The organism is Arcicella aurantiaca (assembly GCF_003148625.1).
GTDB classification, from domain to species: domain Bacteria; phylum Bacteroidota; class Bacteroidia; order Cytophagales; family Spirosomataceae; genus Arcicella; species Arcicella aurantiaca.
Genome location: NZ_QGGO01000006.1, coordinates 164,288 through 190,807 on the forward strand (window position 1 = coordinate 164,288; position 26,520 = coordinate 190,807).

Sequence of the window (26,520 nt, forward strand, 5' to 3'; positions counted from 1 at the left end):
GGCAAGACCTAAAATCTTCAGAAATCTATTTTTGAATCAAAAGTTAAATGGATTTTTAAACCACACTTAGTCTGAATTCATTTGGCGTTAAGCCAACTTCTTTTTTAAACAATCGGCTGAAATAGGGCGGATTCTCAAAACCTAATTGGTAGGCAGTTTCTGCAATGGTTTTATCACTGCTGAGTAACAAGTTTTTGGCTTCGTCAATCAAATAAATATGAATATGTTCTAAGGCTGTTTTGCCCGTTTCTTGTTTCAATAAATCGCTTAAATATCGAGCTGACAAATTTAATTCTCCCGCAATGGCATTGACACTTGGTAAGCCGTGAAGTTTTGTTTTGCCTGATTCAAAATACTCAGAAATTGTTTTATGGAATTTTGAAATCATATTGCCCGAAAGGCTATTCCGATTAATAAATTGTCGCTTGTAAAACCTTTGAGCGTATTTTAGAATAGAATCTATGTGCGTCAAAATTATGTCTTTGCTAAATTCGTCTTGATTGTTCCTATATTCAAGTCCGATTTTCTCATACAATTCCCAAATAATTTGTTCTTCGGCAGGCGATAAATGCAACGCTTCGTTGATTTCGTATTCAAAAAAGCCATATTTTTTAATTTCCTCATGTTGCAAATGTCCCAAAAGGTAATCTTCATGAATAAAAATGATAAACCCTTTTTCTTCCAACTCCACATTGCTGATTTCAATAACTTGTCGAGGTTTTACAAAAGACATAGAACCATTATCGTGGTCGTACCGAGTTTTGCCATACATAAACGTACCCGATTTCATTTTTTTGAGTGAAATCATGTAAAAGTCGGTCGTAAATTTTTGCTTTCCCCACGTACACATCGTCAATTCCTTGCAAGTCAATAAACTAAGCATTGGATGTTCTGGCAAAGGATAACCATTGTCTTGGTGCAAAGCGGTGATAGTTTTATAATGGTTCATGGTATTGAAAATTGGATGCGAATTTTCTAATGGATGAGTTTTCAAAAAGCGATATGATTTCTAAGGTTACCATATCGCTTTTTGAGAACATTAGTTTATGATTCTTTGTTCACTTATTTACCGTGAGCTTTTACGCTAACTTCTTGCCAAGCCTCCCAAGTTGCCAAACGTTGTTCATAAGTTGCTTTGATGGCGGGATAGCCAATTTTACCCAACAATAATCTGAATGGAGGTTCTGGCGAATCAATGAAAGTTAGTAACGCTTCAGTTGTGGCTGCGGGTATTCCATAATGGTCTGGATTATAGGCATTTCTGAAAGCAGTTTTTAGATTGTCATAAGCCTCAATCGACTGTGATTGTGCCGATGATGCACCCGCCCAGTCGGTTTCGTAACCATTGGGTTCAATTAATGAAACCTTAATACCAAATTCTTTTACTTCGCTTGCTAAAGTTTCGGTAAGTCCTTCAACCGCAAATTTTGAAGCATTATAAAGACCCAAAGTAGGGAAAGTAATATGTCCCAAAACACTCGAAACCTGAATGATATGACCACTTTTTTGTTCACGCATAAAAGGAAGAACTGCTTGCGTTACCCATAACAAACCAAAGAAATTTACTTCCATTTGTTTACGAGCTTCTTCTTCTGAAGCCTCTTCGACTGCTCCAAACAGACCGTATCCTGCATTATTGATGAGAATATCAATTTTCCCGAAATGTGCATGAGCTTTTGCAACGGCTTCAAATGATTGCTCACGATTGGTTACATCTAATTGAAGTGGCAAAACCTGACTGCCAAATTCACTCACTAAATCATCTAAATCTGATAAGTTGCGGGCAGTTGCGACTACTTTATCGCCACGTTCTAATAATGCTTTTGCCCAAATTTTCCCGAATCCACGAGAAGCTCCTGTAATTAAAATTGTCTTTGACATCTTCTTTTTTGTTTAATTTGATGTTGCAAAATTACAGTGGCTCAATGCCCCAAGTCTTATACAAAATTCGGAAGATATGATACATTTTTACGAAAAGGGCTATTGGGTAATATTATTTGAATGAAATTTTTTCATTTGCTTACTTTTCATTTGATATAATTAAATACAATTATCTTTGTTTGATTTTTATTACTTTCAACATGGATAAGATACATACTTTAGAAGACCTTTATCGTCATAAATTAGACTTTGTTCCTGATTCTCTTAAAAAAGACATTGGGCATTTTAATATTTTTAAGGTAGAAGATTTCGTTGGCACATCAGGAAAACCTGTACCGTATAGTCGTAAGGATTATTACAAAATTTCTTTGGTAGTTGGTACAAATCGTTATCATTATGCCGATAAAACGATTGAGATAAAACAAGCAGGAATATCATTTGCCAACCCAATGATTCCTTATAAATTGGAAAGAGTAGGAGAGGGGCAGTCGGGGTTCTTTTGTGTGTTTACGGAGGAATTTCTCAATCAAATTCCTAACATTAAAGAATATCCTATTTTTAAAACAGGGTGTTTCCCAATTTATGAATTGGATGAGGAAACATTGTTAGAATTTCAACATATTTTCAATCAAATGATTAAGGAACTAAATGTTGATTATGCCTACAAATACGACCTTTTGAGGGCTTTGGTGCAACAAATAGTTCATAAAACGATTCGACTTATTCCCAACGAATCTCTCCAAGAAAAAAGTCATACTGCCAATGATAGAATAACCTCATTATTTGTAGAATTACTTGAAAGACAGTTCCCGATTGAGTCATCTCTGCAACAAATGAAACTCAGAATTCCGATGGAATTTGCCACACATCTTTCCGTTCATATAAATCATTTGAATAGAGCCTTAAAAAATGTAACAGGCAAAACCACGAGTCAATTAATTGCAGAGCGAATTTTACAAGAAGCCAAAACTTTATTAAAACACACTGATTGGAATATTGCCGAAATTGGCTATTGTTTAGGCTTTGAAGACCCATCACATTTTACCTCATTTTTTAGACGTTCGGTACAAACTACGCCAAAAGTTTTTAGAGGATAGTAATTCTTTAATTGTTTGATTTTTTATAGTTTCTGTTTCTTATAAGCTACTCTTTGTTTTATTTATTTACCGAATTTTGCATCAGTTTTAAACATTATTCATACAACATTTAATAAATAGTAAACCAAATGAAATATAATTATGTAGGTGAAACAGGGCTTTTGGTTTCAGAGCTTTGTTTGGGAACAATGACTTTTGGAGGACAAGATGCAGGAATATGGAGTAATATCGGAAATTTACAACAACAAGAAGTAAACCAACTGATTAAAGCTGCCATTGATGCAGGAATCAATTTTATTGATACTGCCAATGTTTATTCTTATGGTCAATCAGAGCAGTTATTGGGACAATCATTAATAGACTTACAAATTCCAAGAGATGAAGTGGTGATTGCGACAAAAGTTTTGGGAAGAATGGACGAAAATCCGAACAGTACAGGACTTTCTCGTTATCATATTTTCAATTCGGTAGAGGCAAGTTTAAAGCGTTTGCAAATGGATTATGTAGATATTTTGTATGTTCATGGTGTTGACCCAAGAACGTCGGTTGAACAAATTGTCCGTTCGTTAAATGATATTGTCAATACAGGAAAAGTGCGTTACGTAGCGATTTGTAATTGGCCTGCTTGGATGGTTGTGGAAGCCCAAAACATTGCAAAATATAACGGTTGGCATAAATTTATCGGTTTGCAATATTATTATTCAGCCGTGAGCCGTGATATTGAACATGAACTTGTACCAATGGCGGCACATCACAAATTGTCAATTTTCCCTTGGAGTCCACTTGCAGGAGGTTTTTTGAGTGGCAAATACACTCGTGAGCAATCAGTTTCGGGTTCAAGAAGAGATAATTTTGATTTTCCGCCAATCAATAAAGAAAAAGGGTATGATTTGGTCGATGTGATGACAGAAATTGCAACGGCTCACCAAGCGACAGTCGCCCAAGTAGCTTTGGCATGGGTCAGACATCAAGCAAGTGTAACCAGCACCATTATTGGAGCAAAAACGATTACACAATTGAACGATAATTTAGCCTCTATTAAAATTGAATTATCAGCGGAAGATTTAAAGAAAATTGACGAAGTAAGCCCTTTGCCACTTCAATATCCTGGTTGGATGGTTGCAAGACAGAATGTTTATAGAAATTAATGTTTTGTTCTATTCAAAAAGTGAAGTTGTTTAAAATACGGAACTAATGCTATTTGGGCAATTAAAAAAAGAGGGGAATTTGGACATTTACTATTCAGCTCCCTTTCCTGAACGTTGAATTTGTCCCATTTATTTAGCGTGCCAATGTAGAATTAAGCAGGAGTTGTGATTAGGAATTGATAGTTTTATGTGTTTGATTATCAATGGTTTGTGTGAAAATTGTATGTTCAGTCCGCCAACGTTTCTGCATTAATAATACTCATTTAAAAAAGGGATTGCGTATCTGAGATTCAACGGAAGTCGTCGTTTTGAATGCTACGGTTTATACACAAATTTATAGAATAAAAAAGCCGTAGGCTTGACCGATTTTGGTGGGTTTTAACCCACCAAAAAAGGGAATGACCATTTTTTGAGTTCCGTAGGAACGAGGCATTTAAAAGGGGGCGAGCCTATTGCTCTAAAATGGCTTTTCGCATCATTTTCGATGAGTTAAAACCCACCGCTACAAAATTTAACCGAGCCTATGGCTCTAAATCGATATTCAAATACTTGTGTATAAACCGTAGTGTTTTGAACGACGACTTCCGTAAAGTACGCATCAAATTCTTTAAAATTGATATAAATATAGAATCGAAAAAAATTATTGCGTAGCAACGGCAGTTGTACTTTAAAAGTGCGACTGCCGTAAAGTACGTCCTTGATTATTAAAATCGTAATTTGGTGGAAAATCTCTCAAATATCAATATTGAACTTCGTTTTGGTAATTATAAAAATTATCTCATAAAGCCGTTGGTAAAGTTGATTCCAGACTTTGCGACTTAAAGGGGATAATTCAGCTACTTTTAAACCTTTGAAAAATAAGGTTTTGAATGGTTGAATCTCAGAAATGAAAGCACACATTTACAGAGAATCATCTGTTTTACGACTTAAAACACTTTCGCTGGAAGTCTATTATTAAAAATATTACTCAACCACCTCAAATAAATATTCCCCTGACCCAATATTCAATAGGGTTTTATCCTCTTGAAAATTCGATTTTTTTACGATTTCGCCATTCACTAAAACCTTTGATTTTGTAGTAGTTGGCAAATAAATTGTTGCTGTTGTATTGGCAGGAATTTCTACTTTAAGTGAAAAATGGTCGCCTTTTTTTGTCCAATCGCTCACAATTTTTCCGTAGGGAGATAGATAATTTGCTTTGGCAAATGTTACATCACCAACCACTTGCGGTTTAATAATAATTTTCTTGAAAGCCGTTGCACTTTCATCTTGCTTGATACCTGCTAAACCACTGTAAAACCACTCCATAATGTGTCCGAGCATAAAATGGTTGTTTGAAACCGTGGGTAATGCCTGCCAAGATTCTGTTAAAGCGGTTGCTCCTTGTGCAATTTGATAACCATAGCCAGCCACATCAGAGCGGTTGTTCATCTCAAAAATTACGTCAGACCTACCTTCATCTTCTAACACTCTCAACACGTAACGGTAGCCAATATCACCAGCCGTGAGAGCATTATTCCGACTTTTAATATCTTTAATGAGATTTTCAAGAACGTCTTTTTTGTGTGTTGGCTCAACCAAATTCATGTAAATAGCCATTGCATTTGCCGTTTGGCTACCCGTTGCATAATGTTTTGTTTCTTTATTGAAAAAGGTTTCATTAAACGATTTTTTGACCTCCATTGCTAAAATTCTGTAAGATTCAGCTTCTGTTTTTTTATGTAAAAGAAGGGCAATCTTTTCCATAATTTGTAAATCGTAATAATAAATTGCTGTGCCTGTTACGCCCATTGGAGTTAATTGTGAAACTCCGGGTCTATTGGGCCCAAGGTCAAACCAATCGCCTAAACCTTGTGATAGAATATTTTTTTGAGCTTTTGTTCCTAAATAATCAATGTACTTTTTCATCATCGGATAGGCATCTTCCAATATTTGGGTTTCTCCGTACCATTGATACAAATACCAAGGCACGATAATGCTACTGCTTCCCCATTCGGGTGAATCTCTGAACATTCCGTTGCCATAATCAAACTTCACATATTCGGGTGAAATTTCGGGAATTAGTCCGTTTGGTAATTGCGAATAATTCATATCCGAAACGGATTTTTTGAACAAATTTTGAACGTCATACCCAAACCGAACAGAAGCCCCAACTAAGTGGAGTTCTTCTAACCAACCCAATTTTTCTCGGTGCGGACAATCAGTAAAAACCGAAACCATATTACTTTTTATTGCCCAATCAATCAGCGTATTTGTTTTATTAAAAAGCTCATTTGAACAAGTAAAATCGCCAATTGTTTCGGCTGAATTTCGAGTGTGTAATCCTTTGATTGATAATAGATTAGGTTTGCTTTTAAGATTTGAATTATCATTAAAAACTGCTCCTTTAACTTGTAAATATCTGAAGCCGTAATAAGTGAATTTTGGAGTCCATTCTTCAATGCCATTTCCTCTTAAAATATAAGTGAAAAAGTATGGACTTCCAGACGCTTTTTGATTTGTAGAACCGTCTGCATTTAATAATTCGGCAGGATAAATTTTAACAGAATCACCTTTATTTCCTTGAACTTTGATATTGATAATTCCAGAAAAATTTTGTCCCAAATCAAACACTAAATCGCCTGATGAAAGCGTATTTTGTTTGGTAGGACTAAACGTTTCCATGACTTTTAATGGTGCTGCCATTTGCGAATTTAGCTTTGGAACACCATCGACCACAAGGGCATTTTTCCATGTTTTATCATCGAAATTGGGCGAATTCCAATCAGTTTGTTCTAAATTGGCATTGTAGTCTTCACCTCCATAAATACTTGAAAATGTGGTAGGACTTGGAGCAGTTTTCCACGAAGTATCACTTAAAATATCCTCTGAAGAACCATCTTTATACTGAATTTTTAAACGGCAAATCATTTTGGGATAACCATATTGAACTTTAAGTTTCCGATAACGCCCTTTCACCGCAGGAATATAATAAAACCCGTTTCCAAGCATTACACCCAAGGTATTTTTGCCTTTTTGTAGCTCTTTTGTTAAATCAAAACTTACATAAAGTGCTTGTTTGTCATATTTTGTCCAACCTGCATCTAAAAAATGGTCGCCTACTTTTTTACCATTTAAACTCAACTCAAAATGCCCTAAACCGCTGATAAACATGGTAGCTTTTTCAATCGTTTTTTTTGTTAAAAAGTCTTTGCGAAACATTGGTAAGATATTGTTATACAGATGTTTATCTTTAATGTTGTCGTTTGGTAAAGCATTAATCAAAGAGTCTTCTAATTTTTCAAAAGCAATCCACGAAGCACCTTTCCAATCCTCTTTTTTTAACAAGCCCATTTGCCATTGATTGACTTCACTCCAAGTGGATTCATGTTTTTGATTATCCCAAATTTTTACTTTCCAATAATAGCTTTTTGTTGCTTCCAAAGGTTTTCCATAATAAGCAATTTGGATACTTCCGTCTGAAATTATCTTCCCAGAATCCCAATAATTACCTTGATTTTTTTGTAATAAATTTGGAGAATCAGCTACTAAAATTTGATAAGCGGTTTGTAAAATATTACGTTGATTACTGAGAATTTGCCAACTTAATTTTGGGCTTTTACTTTCAATGCCTGACGGATTTTTGAGGTATTCACAACGTAAATTACTAATCGCTAATTTTTGCGAAAATGAACTCCATGAAATGAGGGTACAAAGGAAAATGAGTAGTTTTTGTTTCACCGTGTGAAGATTTATTTTGAAAATCAATTATTGGAATTTCCTTCTTTTACTTGTCGTTTTCGCCAGTAATTCGCTAAAATACTGCCACTTATATTCATCCACGGACTGAAAACTGCTGCTGCTAAACCAACAGTTCCTAATTTCCCCATGCTTCCTGCCAATCCGCTTGCCATTCCGCCGTTTTGTAAACCAACTTCAAATGCAATGGTTCTACTACTATTTTTGTCCATCCCGAACAAACGACTTAACCAATATCCAAAGAAATATCCTGCGGCATTATGGATAACTGATGCTAAAAACAATAAAAAACCAACTTTCATAAGATTGTCTCGTCCTGCTGCGGTGGTAACGGTAGTAAAATAAATGATACCAAACATGGAGATATAAGGCATGATTTTATCAATAATTGGGAATTTTTTATTGAGCCAATGATAGACAAATCCCGCCACGACTGCTCCTGCAATAAAACCACTCAAAACAAAACTCTGTTTCAGTTCAAGGTTTTGAATAAGGTTAGAAAAAAAGACAACTACGCCAATCCAAATGGCAGAAAGAGCAACTACTTTTAAAGCTTTTTCATATTGTAATGCAGTTGAATTTTTAAGAAAATCGTGAAATAAAGCCGCTCCAATTGGTACTAACACAATTTTGATAATTTCCATCATCATGTCCATAAAATTGATTTTTATGAGCGTGCCTGCCAAAGTTTGCATGAGCAGAGGCGTTAGAAATGGAGCAACCAACGTTGCCATTGCCGTCACAATTACACTTAAAACCAAATTGGCTTTTGCCAAATAAACCATTACATTACTTGCTAATCCACTACTACAACTCCCAATCAAAATTATTCCTGCTGCAATTTCTGGCTCGAAATTGAAAATTTTTGTTAATAAAAAACCCATGAGAGGCATTACGCTAAAATGACAAAATAGACCAATTAAAACTCCTTTTCCAGTAGTAGCTAAGCCCTTAAAATCATTGAGGCTCATGTGTGTACCCATGCCGAGCATCACCAACTGAATGATAACCAATATTAACGTTTTATCTCTAAGATTTACACCTCCCCAAGTAGTAAAAGCGTTCGGAAAAAGCATTCCTGCCACAACTGCTGTGATAATCCAAGTGGTGTATTGATAGCCTTTTAATGATTCAATAGCCGCAATGCCAAAAGCCAGAGTAAACGCAGTTCCCAAACCACCAAAACGGTATAGCAAGCTATTATTTTGTATGATACCCCAAAGTGTTACGATTAGTGCCAATACGCACAATAGAAGACTTATTTGTTGAAGTTTTTTCATGGGTTATTTTTCATTGTTAGTTGGAGCTAAGTATTAGAAATCAGTTATTGGGTAGTGGCGTATGGCATACGCCAAAGTTGTGATAATGTTGGCGTATGCTATACGCCACTACTCAAAAAATATTTTTGAAGCGAAACCATTACAAAATTGAAGCTAAATATTCCATTGCAATTGGCGGACTTGCCAATATTGGCACTTGCTTTTCGTCATCATTTAGCATATCAACAACTCTTGCCATGCTTGCTTGTGCCAACACAATTACATCAACTTTTTTAGATAATTCTTTTAAAGCATCGCCCACTTTTTGGTCGTGGGTAGCGGCATCTCCACTCATTAAAGCCTCAAAAGCACCTTCACAAAGCACGGCGGTTAAAGCTATATTTTTATTAGCTACTTTGGCACGTCTTTCTACTAAATCGGAAGTTGGGGCTAAGGTAGTTTGTAGAGTTGCAATAACGCCAATTCGGTTGCCAATTTGCACGGCTTTATCTGCCATTGGTTGGTCAACTCTTAAAACAGGAATATCTTGCAAACTTGCGGCAATTTCAACGGCTGGTCCAATGGAAGAACAAGTGTACAGAACATAATCTGCCCCAGCTTCTTTGGCTGATTCTGCATAATTAACAACTCTCGCCGAAGTAGATTTGGTAAGTTCGCCACAAGCAATCGTATTTTTGATAAGGCTATCATCTACAATATTGAAAGTTTTTAGATGGGGTAAATATTTGGCACATAATTCTGCAAAAAGAGGTACAAGCGTGGCTGAGGTATGAATAAGTCCTAATGTTTTTGGCTTCACTGCGTTATTTTCGTTTGAATTTGACATATCTATATTTTTAAATTTTTATTATGTTAGCACACAGTTAAGTAAATAGTTTTCAAATAATTCTTAGCTAAAAATGTTTGATTGAGGAACTTCCCGAAAGTTCTAAAACTTTCGGGAAGTTAAAACGACTTACTTAACAGTGTAGTTAGACAAAAAGTGTAAAGTAATTTTCGCCTCCTACTTGCCCACCTTTAAAGTTTACTTCCAAGCCATCTATCGAAGGATTATCAGAATGAGCTTTGCATAATGGAGCCCCTTTTACCAATGGGGCAATCATTTCTACGGATTTTATTTGCATAGCTCTTGCGGCATAACTGCTTGTATCTCCGCCCGCTACAACTACTCGTTTTATATGACAATGTACGACGGCATATTTGGCAATTAATCCTAAGGCATTTCCCAAAATTTCAGAAGGTAAATTGTCCGTCTTTTTATAGCCTGTATGAACAATTATTTTGTTTGATGTCTCGAACCTTTTTCTTAACTCTTCAAATATTGTTTCATCTAAACAATTACGTTTGCTAATTGCCAAAGCGTCAATAACTATTTCATCAAAACCATGCTGTTTAGCATATTGTATCTGATTGGCACTTATGGGTGAACAACTCCCTGAAACAACCAATAATTTTTCGGAAGGCTCAATTGCTTTCCATTCTTTTTGAGGTTGTAAAAGATTGGTTTCGTTCCAAAAATTGCCCAAAGCCATTTCTACTCCTGAGCCACCAACTGAAAATAGTGGAGAATTTTCTGATGCCATTTGCTCCATAAATGCCCCAATTTTTGGCATTTGTTCATCGTAAAGAGCATCTATCAGTAATACTTTTTCATCATCTATTTTATCCGACCAGTTTTCTAATGATTTTTGCATTTGAACAAAATCAATCAATCCAATTTTCTGTGTTGTTTGTTTGGATAAATGGATACGTAAATCACTTTCTGACGAAGGCGTTACGGGGTGTTTGCTCATGGAAGGGTGACGGTCTAAACGATATACATTGCCTTGACTTCCAATACCCATTTGAGCAAATAAATTTCCAAAAACGCAATACCGACCCAGTGCAGGTGTGCCACCGATTACAGGAATTTTCGGGTTTTGAAAAACAGCTAAACCGCAATCTATTGCCTTGCCGATACTACCAATATGTTCAGCGGAATCAAACGTTGAGCATACTTTATAATGAATGTGTTTGGGTTTGAAGGGTTTTATTGCCGTGAATGCTTCCATCAAAACTTCCTCCATCTCTTCTGGGGGCAATGCTCTTGTTTTACCTGCTATTCCGAAAGCATCTAAATTCGGAAATTGCTTTAAAACGTCATCGGTTGGCGGTTCTATAAATAGCATACTTTTAGCTCCAGCCATAGTAACAAATTCCAGAGCATCGGTCGAGCCTGTAAAATCATCGCCATAAAATGCTAAAAGTATTTTTTTCATGTTGTTATTTTTTAAGATGGTATTTAAGACTCGAATACTTGTTGGCAGAAAACCTCACCCCCAGCCCCTCTCCAAAAGAGAGGGGAGAAAATGGGGCTAATACTCCCCTCTCTTTTGGAGAGGGGGCGGGGGTGAGGTTTTAAAATCTGCGTCATCTGCGTGCCAAATAAATCATTTTCCAAATTTTTCGGCAGCTTTATCAAATTCGACATATTGGCTTCTTGCTTCTTCCAAGGTCAAACCATCAACGGTTGCTTTCCATGCTTGTTGTAAGGCAGTAACTCCCGAAGCTGCACCCATCGGATGAGCCATTATTCCGCCACCTGCCATATATAATAAATCTGTGGTTTGGGTTCTTCGATACGTTTCAAAAGCTTGTCCTCCCCATTGTCCAGACGACACAACGGGCAAGATATTTTTATGCTGATAAAATGGCGTTTTCAGAGATTCAATCGAGTTTACTACGCTATCGTCTGTTTCCCAAAACTTGTTCTGAATACCATTTACGTGTAATTGGTCAACGCCCGCCAAACGCCAAATTTTTTGATAAGCTTTAAAATCAATACCCAATAATGGGTGACGAGTCATCATTCCCCAACCATTTCTATGGGCGTGAATTGCCAATGCTCCATTGTCGCAAATCTTTTTGGTAGCCGATAAGCCAACGCTATTTATGCTAATCATGGCACAAGTTCCGCCAGCATTTACTATTTTTTCATAGCGGTCTTGCATCTCATCAACTTCGCCTGTAATGTTGAAAGCGTACATGATTTTTTTGCCTGTTTTATCAGCACAATCATTGACAACTTTCATCACCGCATTCAATCTATTTTCAAAAGATGAATTGGCAGCCGAACCCATCAATTCATCATCTTTTACAAAATCAATTCCTGCTTCTGCCAATGTTTTTACAATCTCCGCCGTTTGTTCTGGACTCATGCCAATTGACGGCTTTATGATTGTGCCAATCAACGGTCGGTCGTACACATTGGTTAATTTTCTACAACCTTCAATGCCAAATTTTGCCCCCGAATAATGATTTCCATAACTTTCTGGAAGGTCAATGTCCATCAATTTCAAGCCTGTAAATTGAGTAATTTCATACAAATTACCTTGAAGCGTAGAAATCATTACAGGGAGATTAAACCCGAAATTTTCAATACTCCAACTCACTTTTACAATAGCTCTGTGGTATTTGCCATCTTTGCTATTCGCCCCAGGAATGGCAGGTTCAGTAACGGTTTCCAGATGCTCAATACTTTCAACTCTTGCGGCAAATCGTTGCTTTAATTCTTCTGTTTCATTGGGGACTGCCACAAAAGTTCCTGATGATTGTTCGCCTGCTAAAACTGCGGCAGCTTTGGCTACTTCAAAAGGTGTTTCTATATAATATGTTGCTGTAATTCTTTCCATTTTCATTTTAAAAATAGCCTGTAAAACCTCACCCCGACCCCTCTCCAAAAGAGAGGGAAGATTACTCGGACGAATGCTCCCCTCTCTTTTGGAGAGGGGGCGGGGGTGAGGTTGGTAGCACAAATTTGTTCCTAAAAATTATTTAATTGTCTCATATTCAACCATATATTCTTTCCCTTTTTCAACGGTCAATTCATAGTTTTTAGGCGAAATTTCTTTCACAATTCCTTGCTTACAACTTGGCTTTATGGCACTTTTAAAACGTAAAGTACCTGTTCCTGAATCTGCTCCTGAAACGGTAATTTTCTTATCTGAAACCGTTAATTTTACGTCACCTTTTGGTGTTGGCACTGAACCTTCCATCCATTTTAAACCGCCTAATTGTGGTTCAATTAAATAGGTTTCATAAGCAGGTGAAAGCGGTTTTACTCCTAAATAATATTTTCCTAAAAGATAAATTGGACTTGCCCCCCAAGCGTGGCAAAGGCTTTTTCCAAATTCACGACCGTACATTCCGTAATGTTCTGAGCCTTTTTTTGTTGGATTATATTCTTCCCAAAAAGAAGTTGCCCCCAAATTCAACATTCCGCCCCAATAGTCTTTCATTTCTTTCAAAACGTAACTTTGTTCGCCCAATGCACAAAGTGCCTCCAATTCATAAAAACGCATATATGGCGTAGTGATTTTCTGAATTTTATCATTCAAAAGCACATTGTTTTTGATTTCTTGCTTTTTCGATTCATCTAAATAATTGAAGAAAATAGCAAACATATTGGCATAACGAGTTACGTTTTCCGTTTGCTTTCCGTCCACTTGGCTATGCACAAATGCGTGTTTTTCATTGTTCCAATAATTGGCAAAAAACTTAGTTTTTAGCTCTGAACCAATGTTTTTATATTTTTCTGCCCCTTGTGAATCGTTAGCGATATTGGCACACAAAGCCATTGTTTCTAAACTCCTCGTCAATAATAATTGCTCGAAACTTACTTCACCTTTTTTGCTCAAACCTTCTGCCCAGTCGATAAAAATCCAGTCGCCCGCCAAACCTTCCATCATGCCATTTTTATTTCTTCTACCTAAACAATATTCCATCAAAGTTTGCATTCGTGGATATAATTGTTTGATAAATTCTTTGTCACCTGTATGTTGATAATAGTCGTAAATGCCTAAAAACCAATAGAATGTATAATCCATAATGGTATTGATGTGACTCGTCACAGGGTCTTTTCCTCGAAGTGCAAGCAAAGTACGTTTTACCGTTGGAGCATCGAAAAATAGGTAATAATTCATCAAATAACTTTGGTAAGCATCACCTGACCAAATCCAACGGTCACGTTTGATTCCGTCAATAAAAAACTCACGAGTATTGAGATGAAAAGTATATTTGGCAACGTCATAAATCTTATTAATTTGGTCATCAGAACATTTGAAATTTCCTCTTTCTGTCACAGGCAAATATTCATAAAGCATTGACAATGAATCTACTGAAACCGAACCATCATAAACCACATTCACGTAACGAAAGGCTTTTGTTAAATCCATGATAGAATCTTTCTTTTGGATTTGGTTGATTTCCAAATTGTCCAACGTTTCACAGTGTTCCGCTGAGAGGGCTTCTTCTTTTGATTCTCCGTAATAAATGGTCAAATTTCCTTTTCCTTTCAAGCCTTTTAATTTGATAAAACCGAACGTTTCTTTGCCAAAATCAACTAATATTGATTTCGCATTTCGTTCCGTTTTTACAGCAAATTGTTCTTTGGTTGCCAAGGCGAATTTTGAAGGTGGAGTTAGTGGAGAATTGAAATTCCACGAACCTGCTTTTAACCAAGTTGTACCCGATTGGTCTGACGCTTTTCCTGTTTCATCAATCCATTCTTTATCTTCAAAAGTTACCAACCAAGTGGAATCGGAAACGATAGTTTTTCCTTTCACGAAAATTGAGGGAACTCTATCTTGGCAGAAAACTTTTAAGTTGATTCGGTGTTTTCCCGCAGGAACGGTAATTTTTTTAGGATAGCCAGCAAATGCTTTTCCGTCAATTTTTACATTATACTGCCCTTCTACAAAAATCTCAACTTCCTCTGGTGAAGATAAATTGAAGTCTTTATGAAAATCCATGAGGTTATAATGGCTATCCAATTTCCAGAATGGAGGTAAAAACGAACCTCTTTCCGTTCTTCTATTTTGCATTTTATTGCCTAACCAAACTTCATAATCACCTGGATACCAAATCCATGTAGCTTGTTGTGCAAATGTTGGCAATGAAAGTAAAAAGAACAAAAACGCCGACAGCATTTTTGTCAAGGAAGAAAACTTTTGTGTTGACATTGTTTTTGATTTTATGCGTAACACAGACTTCAGTCTGTAATTTTTATTATTAATGTTAGTTTTACAGACTGAAGTCTGTGTTACATTACCCAAAATATAAATATAAACTCACCATCACGAGTGCTAAGGAAATCCATAGAATCCATACTCGGTGAGTAGGTTTAATTCTCTCAGAAATTTCTTGTTCGGTCATTTCATAAATAGTTGGGTTGGTGTCAAATAATGATATTAGAATAGCAACCACAAACAAAAAGGCAAAAATGTAAAAAGATAAAAGCATATAATGAGGCCAAATTGGGTATTTATCAGGCGTAAAAACCCATAAATACAAGATGCCAACACCTAAACTAAATGCTGAACCGAATGATAAAATTCCGTTTACGGCATTGCGAGTTGTGCGTTTCCAAAAGACAGTTAGCAGAAATACCACCGATAATGGTGGTGCAATGAACCCTAAAACCGATTGAAAAACATCAAAAAGATTTAAGCCTTTAATGTTATCAATTGCCAACGCCATCATTATGGCAAACAAACAACCCGCCACAACCGACATCCGACCAACTTTAATGAGTTCTTTATTGGTAGCATTTGGATTTATCTTTTGTGCATATACGTCCATTGTGAAAACGGTACTCAAAGAATTTAACGAAGAGCCAATTGTGCCAACCAAAACCGCAATCAAAACAACAATTACAAGCCCATTCATTCCCGCAGGAAACAGATTTGTAACCATCGTCATATATGCTTCCGAAGGGTCTTTTAAATTTGGGAAAAGAATAAAACAAATAACGCCTGTTAGAATAAAAAGCGGAAGCGAAAGTATTTTTAACCAACCGATAAAATTTACGCCCATTTGCCCTTGTTCCAAATTTTTAGCCCCTAAAACCGATTGCACCATTGCTTGGTCGGTACAAAAAAAGGCAATAGCCGAAACAGGATAACCCAATAAAATGGCTTGCCAAGGGTATTTTGTATCATTGGAAGGATGAATTAGCGACCAATAATTACTCGGAACACTATTGTACATCGCTGAAATTCCGCCTACTTTTATCAAGCCCAAAATGGTTAAAGTCAGCGAAACACCAATCAATAAAATCATTTGAAAAACATTTACTTTGGCAATAGCTTTTAGTCCACCCGCAAAGGCAAATATTCCTGCAAAAAGCACCAAAACAATAACAGATTGCCACATTGGAACACCTAAAATTTGTCTAACTAAAAACCCGCCCGCAAATAAACCCAATGATAACCAAGAGATTAATATTTTAACAAGGGCATACCAAGCTAAAATATTTTGTGTTGATTTTCCGTAACGTTTGCCCATAAATTCGGGCATGGTAGAAACCTTTGCCGCTAAATATTTGGGAGCAAAAACAATGGCAAGCAAGAATAAAAATACAAATGCGTACCACTCAAAATTAACGGCAACAATGCCTGTGCTATACCCAATACTGGCAAAAGCCAAAAGCATAGAAGGTCCAACATTTGTTCCCCACATATTGAAGCCGATACTCGCCCAACCAAGGGATTTATTGGCTAAAAAAAGCGTTTCATCGTCTGTGGTTTTATTAGAAAAACTGGCTCTGTAACCGATGATTATTAAAATTGCCAAATAGGCAATCACAATAATGTAATCTAATGTGGTTAAGCGTTCAACGATATTGGTCATGTTAGTAACACAGACTTCAGTCTGTATGAAATTGTAACACAGACTTCAGTCTGTATGAAATTGTAACACAGACTTTAGTCTGTAAAATTGTTTATTATTAGGTTACGTACAGGCTAAAGCCTTTGTTACTTACCTGTAAAATCAAAATATAGCACTAATTCAATAGCACGTTTAGGCTCTTTTTCGTAATCATAAAAAATGTGTTTCATGCTCATAGGCCCTGTATTTTCAACACGATTTGTCTTTGAGCCAATCCCTGCAATTCCTTGCATAAATGAAATATCGCCACTTGGAAAATTAAGCACATAATTTTGATAAGGGTCGGTTTTGAAAGCAGGCGTAAAGAGTCGGAAGAAGACATCTTCGTTTTCCGTAACAACGGTAAAATCTTGACTTTTTGTTAGAAATTTACACCAATACATATTGGAGTGGTAGCCCTTAAATTCAGGATAAACGAATGGGATTTCGCCTGTTTCGGTAGTATTATAATCCTTTTTCCAAACGCCAAATTGATTCCCTTTCATGCGGTTTTTCCAAACTCGATAAGGTCCATTTCCCATATATTCCACACCTTTAATTTCGTTTTCTGGAAATGAAAAGTTTACGCCAAAAAAGGTCGTCAAATAAGCCGCAGGGAAATAATTAACTTTCATTTTTACCCAACCCGAAGGATAAATAGTCCATTGAAGCGTATTGTAAGCACTTTTTCTATCAAAAGTTGATTCGATAATGATATTCCCATTTTCTGTTTTATGCGTAAAATTTTGAAAGTTTGTAGCTCCTTCTTGAACAATTGGTCCATTGTTGAACGGAATAAAACCTTTTGCGTTTTTCACCCCTTGCAATAATCCCGTTTTCTTATTGAATAGAATGGTCAAATCTTTGCTTTGAACTTCAAAAAGAGAATCTTTTTCAACGATTTGTACAGGTTTTTCGCCCGTTGTTTTTACCATTGATTTTGCAATGTTTTGTGGAAGTACAATTTTAAAACTCCAAGTGAAAATCTCTTTCTTGAAAGCGTCAAAAGCCGTTAGATACAAGACACTATATTGTTGCCAATCTTGCGGTAATGTGATAGAAATTTGCCCTTTTTCAAGTGGTTTTAGATTTGGAGCAATAGCAGTTCCTGTTTTTTCAATCTTGTTTGAAGTGGTTAAATCCTTCAATTTCCAAGTGAATGAGCAGTTTTTGAGATTGGTGAAATGATAACGATTTTCAATATTTAATTTACCGTCAAAAGCAGAAGTGATTTCTTTGGCTTCCATTTTTATTGGACTCCAAACTTCTTTTATCGTAAAATAACTGCCTTCTTTTTCTCGATAAGGCCCAACAATTCCATCAGCCGCACGATTACCGTCGGTGTCTAAAATCCCATTTTTATCAGTTCTGACAACTCCTTGGTCAACAAAATCCCATAAAAAACCGCCTGCTGAAAGGGGTGTTACCCACATTTTTTCCCAATAATCTTCTAAACCTGCTCCGTGTCCGCCGTCGTACATTCCATGCAGAAATTCGGTAGGCATTACAATATGATGACCGTTGTCATAATTCCCAATTCCATAATTATAATCACGATAATGCTGGGTGTCAAAACCGCCAAAATCTTCCCATGCGTGTATTACAGGGCGTTTTTGTATATCTTCTTGTGGAAAAATTGGGTCAAGTTCATAATTGTGTCCACCTTCATTTCCGTTAATCCAAAAGATTACAGAAGGGTGGTTTTCATCGTGAACCATCAATTCTTTCAATAATTTTGTTCCTGTTTTTGTATCATAATTGCCGTGCCAACCTGCCAATTCGTCAAAAACAAAAATCCCTAAGGAATCGCAAACTGTTAAAAAATGGTCGTCGGGTGGATAGTGCGACATTCTTACGGCATTCATGTTCATGTCTTTCATCAAACCAACGTCTAATAAACTGATGCTTTTACTCAATGTTCGCCCTGAATTTGCCCAAAAAGAATGACGATTTACACCTTTAAATTTCACTTTTACGCCATTCACATATACACCGTCACGTTGGCGAACTTCCACTGTTCGGAAGCCAATTTGTTGAGTAATAATGTGTTGAACTTTTCCTTTTTCGATAAAGCTAACCACCAATTTATAAAGATTTGGGGTTTCAGAAGTCCAGAGATTAATGGCAGGATAATTATTTTCTATGCTGATTGTATTTTGTCCCGCTAAAATATTGGCTTTGATAGCTTGCCCTACTTTTCGCCCATCAATGGTGTGTAATTGAGCATTAATTACGGCATTTTCAGACGACGGATTTACGAAAATATTGGCTTTAAGATTTCCACTTGCATCAGCATTAATTGCTACTCTTTTGATGTGTTCTTGCGGAAGAGCTTCCAAAAATACAGGTCGGAAAATACCTCCAAAAATCCAGAAATCACCTTTGCGTTCTGCCTCATTAACCGACTGATTTTCAGAGTGCTTACTTACAGAAACTTCAAGCGTATTGTTGCCTTCTACTAATAATTTAGAAATATCATATTTGAAAGCATAATACGAACCTTGATGTTTTTCACCTGCTAATTGACCGTTAATTTTCACTTCGGTATCAGTCATAACTCCCTCAAAAACAAGGTTTATTACTTTGCCTTTCCATGTTTTAGGAACTTGAAAAACGTGTTTGTACAATCCTTTTTCTTTTCCACGAGAACTATCTTTGGCAAAACCATAATTGTACTTGCCAAAACCTTGCATTTCCCAATTAGAAGGTACAGGAATGGTAGTCCATTTTCCCGAATTTCGTCCTGCGGTACAGAAGAAATCCCAGTTGACGGTATGGTCATTTCCAGTTCCTGACAAATACATTTTCTGAGTTTCTTGTGCAGAAAGTATTTGAGGAAAAACTATGAAGAATAGTAGGTGAAAAAGGTATTTCATAATGATTTTATTTCGTTCTAAAAGGTCTTGCAGGAAGTCCAGCCTGATTAAATAAGTTAGGTTTTGCCGTTTCGTCCCATGCAAATCGTACTGATTTTGGTTTACTTATATTTGGAGCAGTAACAACAACAGAGTTTCCTTCAATTTGAGCATTTGCCTTTACAAAATGCCCATCATTTGCTGCTAATTCAAAAAAAGTTAAGGCTTTTCCGTCTTTACTAAGCAAACCATTTTCAGCATTTTTGAAGGTGATAATTGCTTTATCCCCGTCAATTTTAATTTTCTCAAATTCGGGACCTTGGGCGATAATTCCTTTTTTATCGTAGTCATTTTTTAAAGCCAAGAGAGCCAATCTTTTGCCAATTTCCCATTTATAAGAAGGGTGTAATTCGGTCAGAGAATCAATCAAATCGGTGGTGGTTACATAGTCAGTTTTAGACAAAATTTTGCTCACATTGGCTTGTGCTTCCCAAAAAGTAGGAAGGGTTTTATTATCTAAAATGACCTTTCCTTTCGATGAAGAATATAAATATGGAACAATTTGAACGTAATAAAATGGCATCTTTTCATCGTGCCAAGCATTTCGCCAACTCTTAATTAAGGTTTCTAATTTGTGTGTATATTGAGTAGAATCTTTCAAAAAACAGTTGCTTTCGCCTTGATACCACAGAAAACCACGCATGGCTAATTTTTCCAATGGACGAATCATCGGATTATAAAATTTAGCGGGTTCGCCATCTACCTTTTGATTTTTATAGTATGCTGATTCAGCAAAGGCTTCTTCTGAAATCCAAGGCTCAATTCTACTTCCCGGAATTGCCGAAGAAATCATTCCGATTGGAACGTCCGTTTGTAGATTAATTTCTTTTGCAAAAAAATACCCAACTGCCGAAAACGAACGCAGTGCTGAATCTTTGGCAATACTCCAACCTCGATGCAAAGAATCTGGTTTTACCAGCTCTTTACGGTTTACCAAAAAGATTCTGATATTTGGGTTTTTAGCGAATTGTAGTTCATCCACAGGATTTTGTCCTTCTACATTTGGACGTGTAACTTTGCTATTTTTTCGCATGGTATATTCCATGTTTGATTGCCCTGAACATAGCCATACTTCACCCACTAAAATATTCTGTAATTTGATAGTGTTTTTTCCAGTAATAACCATCTCAGATGGTTTATTTGAGGTTTTTAGTGCTTTTAAGGTTACACTCCAATTGCCATCTGAATCGGTTTTTGTGGTTTTATTTTGACCTGCAAATTGTACCGATACTTGTTCTCCGACGGAAGCCTTCCCCCAAATTTGGACAGGTTTATTTCTTTGTAAAACCATATTATGCCCTAAAACTCTTGGAAGAATTATTTGAGCATTGAGGTTTATATTCGTTAAAAATATACTTAAAAATATGAGTGTTAATTGCTTCATTGTTGGCGTTTAGGTATGACAAGTTTCTCACCTGTCAGCGGAGTTACTCATTTATTTTGACAGGTTAAAACCTGTGCTACTGTTGGAGTAATGTATTTAAAACCTTCTTTTTTACCTTGAAAATTGTTCCGTGTTTATGTCCTTCTGGCACAGAAATCTCTTTTGAAATGTCTGTAAATGTTTTGAAGTCAGTAGTTTTCATGGCTTCGTAGGTTTTTTCTCGATAGGTATCATAATAAATCAACCATTCATTCCCAACTTTCACTACGGCAGGTCCTTCTGTAAAATTTTTAGTAAAAGGAGCGGAAACATCTTTATATTCACCCGTAACAGTATTGCTAAATGCTACTTTAATATTTCTGTTGGGGCGAGTATTGTCTTTTAAAACCAATACAAAATCATCTTCTTTTCGCTTTACAATTACGGCATCAATCACACTGAATTTTGGGTCGATGAATAGTTTTGTGGGAGTAAATGTTTTAAAATCAGATGTTTGTGTGAAATACATTCGATGATTGTTATTTTCATCTTCAATGCCTTTCTCAAAACGATTTGGAATACACGATGCCCAAATGATAGTGAATTGTTTGGTAGATTTATCGAAAAATAACTCAGGAGCCCAGACATTTATAGTTGTTGGTTCATGTTTCATGACGGGTAAAAATTGTTGTTCCGACCAATGAATTAAATCCTTTGAATTGGCATAACCAAACCCTAAATCGCCACGCCAACTGCTTGTCCAAACCAAGTGAAAAGTGCCGTCTTCTCCTTGCACAATGGATGGGTCACGCATTACTTTTTGATTGCCGATGTTCGGTTTTAGTAAAGTCTTATTCAAATCTTTCCAATGATACGCATCTTCGGAATACAACATTCTTAAACCTTCATTGGCAGGTTCATGAAAGGACGTAAATAAATAGACATCTTTTGAACAAGCCGTTGCGAAAATTGAAAGGAATATTAGATAAATGAGGTTCTTTTTCATAGAAAGATTGACAGGTTTTGTCCAAAGTATTAGGTACTAAGTATTAAGACTAAATACAACATATTTTCACTAATTTTCTTAATACTTAATACATTGGACTTAATACATTACATACTTTCAAACTAATTAATTTTAGTAGCTTTAAAAGATTTTAGGTAAAAAATAGCTTCTGGGTCTTGTTCTCCTGCATTTGCTACATCAAAATTTTGGTCGGTTGGCGTGTCTGCATTCGGATAACGACGCACTTCCCCTGTTCTAAACACCACTTTTTTGAAACTTGCCACAGGAGCAAAAAACAATTTTGTTCCCTTTTTCTGACCATTCACATACACATCATACATCCGTTTATTTCGGTCGAGTTCAATACGGAAATCATACTTTTTATTAGGTTCATAATTTTGAATTCCTGAGTTTCTATAACCCACTTTTGCTTTTATTAGACTGTCTGAATCAATGATTAATCTGACTGCGGGTGTGCCTTTTTCATCTTGAAATTCAATGTTCAAAATGCCTTTATTGGTTTGTGCAGGAATGATAGAAAACTCAATGTCAATTTTCTTAGCATTGGGAATTACTCGCTCTGCTTTTGCGTAATCAAATTTGTCTTTATCTCTTAAAGTCAAGGCTTTTGAGCCATCGGGAGCATTTTCTATCTTAACAGAAGCCCACAACGGACTATAAATATTCCAAAGATTTAGGGCATTTTCTTGGGGCATCTTGGCGAAATCCTCCGAAACATTTTCAGTAACATCAGCCGTGACAGGTACTGGAATTTTTGCTACCCAAATATCTTCTTTATTCATGCTGTAAGTTACCCAGAGATTTTTATCAGAGGGTGTGCCGTTCCCTTCCTCAATTCCTCTGACATATTGTGGCCCATAAGATTTAAAATTACCTCCGTAACGCATCGTTGTAATTTCACCATTTACAAGTAATAAGTTATTGTAATCCAAGCCGTTATCACTCGTAGAAATTGCCAAAGGCCAACGAAATTCCGAAGGATTATAAACCGTTGCATAACGTCCATCAGATAGTTTTTGACCCCAAATTTTAGCATTACTATTCACAAAACCAGGGGCTCTCAACGGATTATATTGCCAAGTTTTGCCTTCATCTTTACTGATAGAAGTCAAAGCGTGTTTCCATAATCCAACCACATTTTTATTGGGTAAATGATAATAGCTAAAAGCCTTCAATTCTTTTTTCAGTGGAATTAAAGCATCATCTCGGTCGGCTTCTTCAACCCATTGTTGCATCATTAATGGTGTTCCTAAAAGTTCATCACAAGCCTCTACGAATCCTTTGTCTTTGGCGGTTGTATAAAATGGATATGCCGATTTAGTTTTGTCCCAAGAAGTATTATTTCTGATAAAATAAATTTCTCCAAACTTGCCATCGGGTAAAATTTCACGAACCACTCGCCCAATTCCCTTTCCGTCGTTTGGGTCATCTTTGGCGTCTAAGGCAATTCCATAATAAGCCAAAACTAATAAGCGGTTTTTCTTAGAGACAAAAAAGCCCATTCGCTGGTGCATTACGGCAAATAAGTCTTTGGCAACAGCATTTTGTCCTTCTTTTTTCCAACCATCTGGAATTTTATAAGGAGGAAAAACTACAACGGGCTTCGACCAATTATAACCATCTTTGGAAGTTTGTAAGAATGATTGACTTGGCGGAATATGCTCGCCAACGGGGTCGCTGAGGTATTCTAAGTAAAAAGTATTGTTCCAATAAGCCAACATTGGAGCGTGGTTGTACGTCCAATTACTACCTCCTGCCAATTCTGGATGCTCACGATTGGCTCTAAATGTTTGAATATTATGCACACCCACCGCAGGTGTTAATTGCCCATGATGATAATCCACATTTACAAGTGTATTGCCTGTATAACGCACGGTATCTTGGGCTTTTACGCAAGAAAAAGTAGCAAAAAGTAATATGATTAGTGAATATTTCATGGGTTGAATTAAATGCTTTTTTAGCTTGAAAATTAACTTCCCGAAAGTTTTAGAACTTTCGGGAAGTTCTCCCAAAAACGTTTTGACAGATTAGAAATCTGTCCTACTAAGTGGCAACCAAACGCTCATTTCTGATTGTCCTCGGTTAGCCCAAGCAAAATATGGAATTAAGGTAATTTTAGTGGGTGCAGAACTTTTACTATTAATAGGTTGGTAGAGCGAATTTTTCCATTCTTTTTTACCCAAAGTTTTTACCGTTCCATCAAGCGTCAACATTTCAGCATTGCCGATTTTACTTAATTTTGAAGTCCATTTGGTATTCGTAGGAATTGAAATAGAGCTTAGTTGTTCGTTATTTTGAAGGTCGTTTGACTCTAAACAATAAACAATTGGACCTCTTTTTACGGCTACTTGGTTTCTGGTTTCTTCTACCAATGGATTCGATTCCATCAATTGTACTTCCATCGGTAAACGTAATGATAAAACATCGCCCGCTTTCCAAATTCTTTTGATTTCCACGTATTGCCCCGAAACTACATTTGTTGTTATTTCCTTTCCATTAATTAATATTTGAGCCGAATTTGCCCAAGCAGGAATTCTTAGAAAAAAAGAATATTCAGTATTCTGTATTTTGTTGATTTTCAAGTCAATTGAGCCATTCCAAGGGTAATTTGTTACTTGTTCTAACGATAATTCTGAACCGTTTTCTAAGGTCGTATTCAATTTATTTCCCCCATAAAGATGCACGTAAAGTCCATTATTGACTTGACTATAAAAATAATTACTTGCTTCTGCAATGGTACGCACAACGTTTGGCGGACAACAATTTGATTTACTGATATATGTCTGACGACCGCCATTCCAACGTAATTCATACGGAAAATCATTTGAGGCACGAAGTGGATTTGTGTAAAAAAACTTATCACCTTCCAAGTTGATGCCTGACAAAATGCTATTATACAAAGCTAATTCCATGATGTCCGCATATTTGGCATCACCTGAGATTTGTAACATTCGCCAATTCCAAAGTAAATTTCCAATATTAGCACAAGTTTCATTATGAGCCGAATGATTGGGCAATTGAAATGCTTTTCCATAAGCCTGATGTACTTTTTGAACCGTATCAGGTTTATAAGCAGTACCGTCTGGTGAAACACCATCATATAATGCCCCACAAGCACCTGTGATGTACATTTTGTGATTAATAACATCGTCCCAAACTAAATCAAGGGTCGAAAGCAAGGATTTATCACCTGTTTCTGCATAAATATCTGCTGCCCCTGCAAACAAATAATTGGCTCTTACGGCATGGCCAATCACCTTTTTCATTTGTCTGAAAGGCACACGGTCAGAGTTATCATCTGTGCCTTCTGTTTCGCCTCTAATGTCAATGAGTTTCTTAACTAATGCCAAATAACGTGGCTCGTTTGTAGTGCGATACATTTCCACAATTCCCATATAATGCGAAGGACAAATGGCATTTCGGGCTTGTTCAGGCGAAGCAGTATTATAAAAACCAATCAAAAAATCCGTTGCTTTTTTAGCAATTTCTAACAAATTTGTCTTTCCCGTAGCCCGATAATGAACGCAAGCCGCCGTCATTAAATGTCCAAAATTGTAGGCTTCAAAACTTAATTTATCATCAAACATTTTGGGTTTATTGGTCGCTTTTTGCTCAATAATAGATTTCGTATAAATATATCCATCCTCTTTTTGTGCCTTTCCAATCACCGAAATGGCATTATCCATAAGAACATCCAACTTTTTATCCTTAGTTTGGGCATACATACTTGCCACAGCTTCAAGGGTTTTATAGAAATCTCCATCATGAAAGGAAGGACCTCTAAAACGACCTTTGGCTAAACCCGCAGCAACTTCAAAATTATGAAAAGCATGGCATGAAACGGTGTCATTATAACGATTCCAAAGTGTAGGAACCATCGTATTTTTACAAACCTCAAAACGATTCGCCCAAAAACCATTTGTCCAAGAGACATTGCCCAAATCGACACTTTTTAGTTTTGCAAAATTACTTTTATTGGTGTTGGTCAAGCCTTTGTTTTGGGCTTGTATTTGACTGAAAGTCAATACTAAAACGAATAAAAAATATAACTTATTTGTTGCCCGTGTCATTGTGATTGAAGACTTAGTTCGTCTATTTATATAAAATCTTATCATTGTTTCTACAAAGGTAGTGGGAAGTGCAAGTTTTTTTTTGTACCATTTTTTCAATGTTTTATACCATTTTGTCTTTGTGTTCAAATTAGAAAATCTAATTAAAATAAGAATATTATCAGAAAAATATCTTTAAAAGCCTGTTTTTTGCAATTTGAAAGAATAAAATGCTGGAATAAGTCATTCTGAAATGTTATCCAACTTATGATAATATTGTATGAACTTGAAATTGTATCGTAATTTCGAGAGATTTTAAAAGTAGAATTATACGTG

The 26,520-nt window shown here is 36.3% G+C and carries 16 protein-coding genes; 2 read left to right on the forward strand and 14 right to left on the reverse strand.

The genetic code is table 11. The features are described from left to right. Positions 1-55 precede the first annotated feature (55 nt). Positions 56-949 carry a helix-turn-helix domain-containing protein gene (locus LV89_RS07615; RefSeq protein ID WP_109742339.1) on the reverse strand — a complete coding sequence of 298 codons (894 nt, stop codon included), beginning with the start codon at positions 947-949 and terminating at the stop codon, positions 56-58. Positions 950-1,062: 113 nt separating this feature from the next. After that, positions 1,063-1,881: an oxidoreductase gene (locus tag LV89_RS07620; RefSeq protein WP_109742279.1), complete on the reverse strand. Its 819-nt coding sequence runs from the start codon at positions 1,879-1,881 to the stop codon at positions 1,063-1,065. A 200-nt stretch (positions 1,882-2,081) separates the two neighbouring features. Here LV89_RS07620 and LV89_RS07625 point away from each other — a divergent pair, with 200 nt between their 5' ends. After that, positions 2,082-2,978 (forward strand): helix-turn-helix domain-containing protein, encoded by an 897-nt coding sequence (locus LV89_RS07625; RefSeq protein ID WP_109742340.1) that lies wholly within the window; start codon positions 2,082-2,084, stop codon positions 2,976-2,978. 128 nt (positions 2,979-3,106) lie between these two features. Further along, a complete protein-coding gene (locus LV89_RS07630) occupies positions 3,107-4,126 on the forward strand; it encodes an aldo/keto reductase (RefSeq protein WP_109742280.1) in 1,020 nt (339 codons plus the stop codon). A gap of 963 nt (positions 4,127-5,089) precedes the next feature. On the opposite strand, the gene LV89_RS07635 is transcribed toward LV89_RS07630, so the two are convergent. The 12 genes from LV89_RS07635 to LV89_RS07690 form a co-directional block, all read right to left on the reverse strand. Next, positions 5,090-7,846 (reverse strand): family 78 glycoside hydrolase catalytic domain, encoded by a 2,757-nt coding sequence (locus LV89_RS07635; RefSeq protein WP_158279534.1) that lies wholly within the window; start codon positions 7,844-7,846, stop codon positions 5,090-5,092. A gap of 23 nt (positions 7,847-7,869) precedes the next feature. Next, positions 7,870-9,144 carry a bile acid:sodium symporter family protein gene (locus LV89_RS07640; RefSeq protein WP_109742281.1) on the reverse strand — a complete coding sequence of 425 codons (1,275 nt, stop codon included), beginning with the start codon at positions 9,142-9,144 and terminating at the stop codon, positions 7,870-7,872. A gap of 139 nt (positions 9,145-9,283) precedes the next feature. After that, positions 9,284-9,970, reverse strand: a complete 687-nt coding sequence (locus LV89_RS07645; protein WP_229201487.1) for an aspartate/glutamate racemase family protein — start codon at positions 9,968-9,970, stop codon at positions 9,284-9,286. 145 nt (positions 9,971-10,115) lie between these two features. After that, positions 10,116-11,402, reverse strand: a complete 1,287-nt coding sequence (locus tag LV89_RS07650; RefSeq protein ID WP_109742282.1) for a four-carbon acid sugar kinase family protein — start codon at positions 11,400-11,402, stop codon at positions 10,116-10,118. Between the two features lie 171 nt (positions 11,403-11,573). Further along, positions 11,574-12,815, reverse strand: coding sequence for a ribulose-bisphosphate carboxylase large subunit family protein (locus tag LV89_RS07655; protein ID WP_109742343.1), 1,242 nt, complete (start codon positions 12,813-12,815; stop codon positions 11,574-11,576). A gap of 138 nt (positions 12,816-12,953) precedes the next feature. Further along, positions 12,954-15,143 (reverse strand): alpha-L-rhamnosidase-related protein, encoded by a 2,190-nt coding sequence (locus LV89_RS07660; RefSeq protein WP_109742283.1) that lies wholly within the window; start codon positions 15,141-15,143, stop codon positions 12,954-12,956. 85 nt (positions 15,144-15,228) lie between these two features. After that, positions 15,229-16,812: a sodium:solute symporter family transporter gene (locus LV89_RS07665; RefSeq protein WP_109742284.1), complete on the reverse strand. Its 1,584-nt coding sequence runs from the start codon at positions 16,810-16,812 to the stop codon at positions 15,229-15,231. A 125-nt stretch (positions 16,813-16,937) separates the two neighbouring features. Next, on the reverse strand, positions 16,938-19,706 hold the full coding sequence (locus LV89_RS07670; protein ID WP_109742285.1) for a glycoside hydrolase family 2 TIM barrel-domain containing protein: 2,769 nt from the start codon (positions 19,704-19,706) through the stop codon (positions 16,938-16,940). 7 nt (positions 19,707-19,713) lie between these two features. Beyond that, positions 19,714-21,129, reverse strand: coding sequence for a sialate O-acetylesterase (locus LV89_RS07675; protein ID WP_170117754.1), 1,416 nt, complete (start codon positions 21,127-21,129; stop codon positions 19,714-19,716). A gap of 76 nt (positions 21,130-21,205) precedes the next feature. Next, positions 21,206-22,114, reverse strand: a complete 909-nt coding sequence (locus tag LV89_RS07680) for a glycoside hydrolase family 43 protein (protein ID WP_109742287.1) — start codon at positions 22,112-22,114, stop codon at positions 21,206-21,208. A gap of 122 nt (positions 22,115-22,236) precedes the next feature. Next, positions 22,237-24,072 carry a sialidase family protein gene (locus LV89_RS07685; RefSeq protein ID WP_109742344.1) on the reverse strand — a complete coding sequence of 612 codons (1,836 nt, stop codon included), beginning with the start codon at positions 24,070-24,072 and terminating at the stop codon, positions 22,237-22,239. 90 nt (positions 24,073-24,162) lie between these two features. Further along, entirely contained in the window at positions 24,163-26,205 is a 2,043-nt protein-coding gene (locus LV89_RS07690) for an aceric acid hydrolase (RefSeq protein WP_109742288.1), read from the reverse strand. Positions 26,206-26,520 lie beyond the last annotated feature (315 nt).

Coding starts and splice junctions, on each gene's coding strand:
- LV89_RS07650 (WP_109742282.1), bottom strand. CDS start 11,402: ATGAAAAAAATACTTTTAGCATTTTATGGCGATGATTTTACAGGCTCG.
- LV89_RS07645 (WP_229201487.1), bottom strand. CDS start 9,970: ATGTCAAATTCAAACGAAAATAACGCAGTGAAGCCAAAAACATTAGGA.
- LV89_RS07670 (WP_109742285.1), bottom strand. CDS start 19,706: ATGAAATACCTTTTTCACCTACTATTCTTCATAGTTTTTCCTCAAATA.
- LV89_RS07655 (WP_109742343.1), bottom strand. CDS start 12,815: ATGGAAAGAATTACAGCAACATATTATATAGAAACACCTTTTGAAGTA.
- LV89_RS07660 (WP_109742283.1), bottom strand. CDS start 15,143: ATGTCAACACAAAAGTTTTCTTCCTTGACAAAAATGCTGTCGGCGTTT.
- LV89_RS07615 (WP_109742339.1), bottom strand. CDS start 949: ATGAACCATTATAAAACTATCACCGCTTTGCACCAAGACAATGGTTAT.
- LV89_RS07685 (WP_109742344.1), bottom strand. CDS start 24,072: ATGAAATATTCACTAATCATATTACTTTTTGCTACTTTTTCTTGCGTA.
- LV89_RS07680 (WP_109742287.1), bottom strand. CDS start 22,114: ATGAAAAAGAACCTCATTTATCTAATATTCCTTTCAATTTTCGCAACG.
- LV89_RS07640 (WP_109742281.1), bottom strand. CDS start 9,144: ATGAAAAAACTTCAACAAATAAGTCTTCTATTGTGCGTATTGGCACTA.
- LV89_RS07665 (WP_109742284.1), bottom strand. CDS start 16,812: ATGACCAATATCGTTGAACGCTTAACCACATTAGATTACATTATTGTG.
- LV89_RS07630 (WP_109742280.1), top strand. CDS start 3,107: ATGAAATATAATTATGTAGGTGAAACAGGGCTTTTGGTTTCAGAGCTT.
- LV89_RS07620 (WP_109742279.1), bottom strand. CDS start 1,881: ATGTCAAAGACAATTTTAATTACAGGAGCTTCTCGTGGATTCGGGAAA.
- LV89_RS07625 (WP_109742340.1), top strand. CDS start 2,082: ATGGATAAGATACATACTTTAGAAGACCTTTATCGTCATAAATTAGAC.
- LV89_RS07675 (WP_170117754.1), bottom strand. CDS start 21,129: ATGAAGCAATTAACACTCATATTTTTAAGTATATTTTTAACGAATATA.
- LV89_RS07690 (WP_109742288.1), bottom strand. CDS start 26,205: ATGACACGGGCAACAAATAAGTTATATTTTTTATTCGTTTTAGTATTG.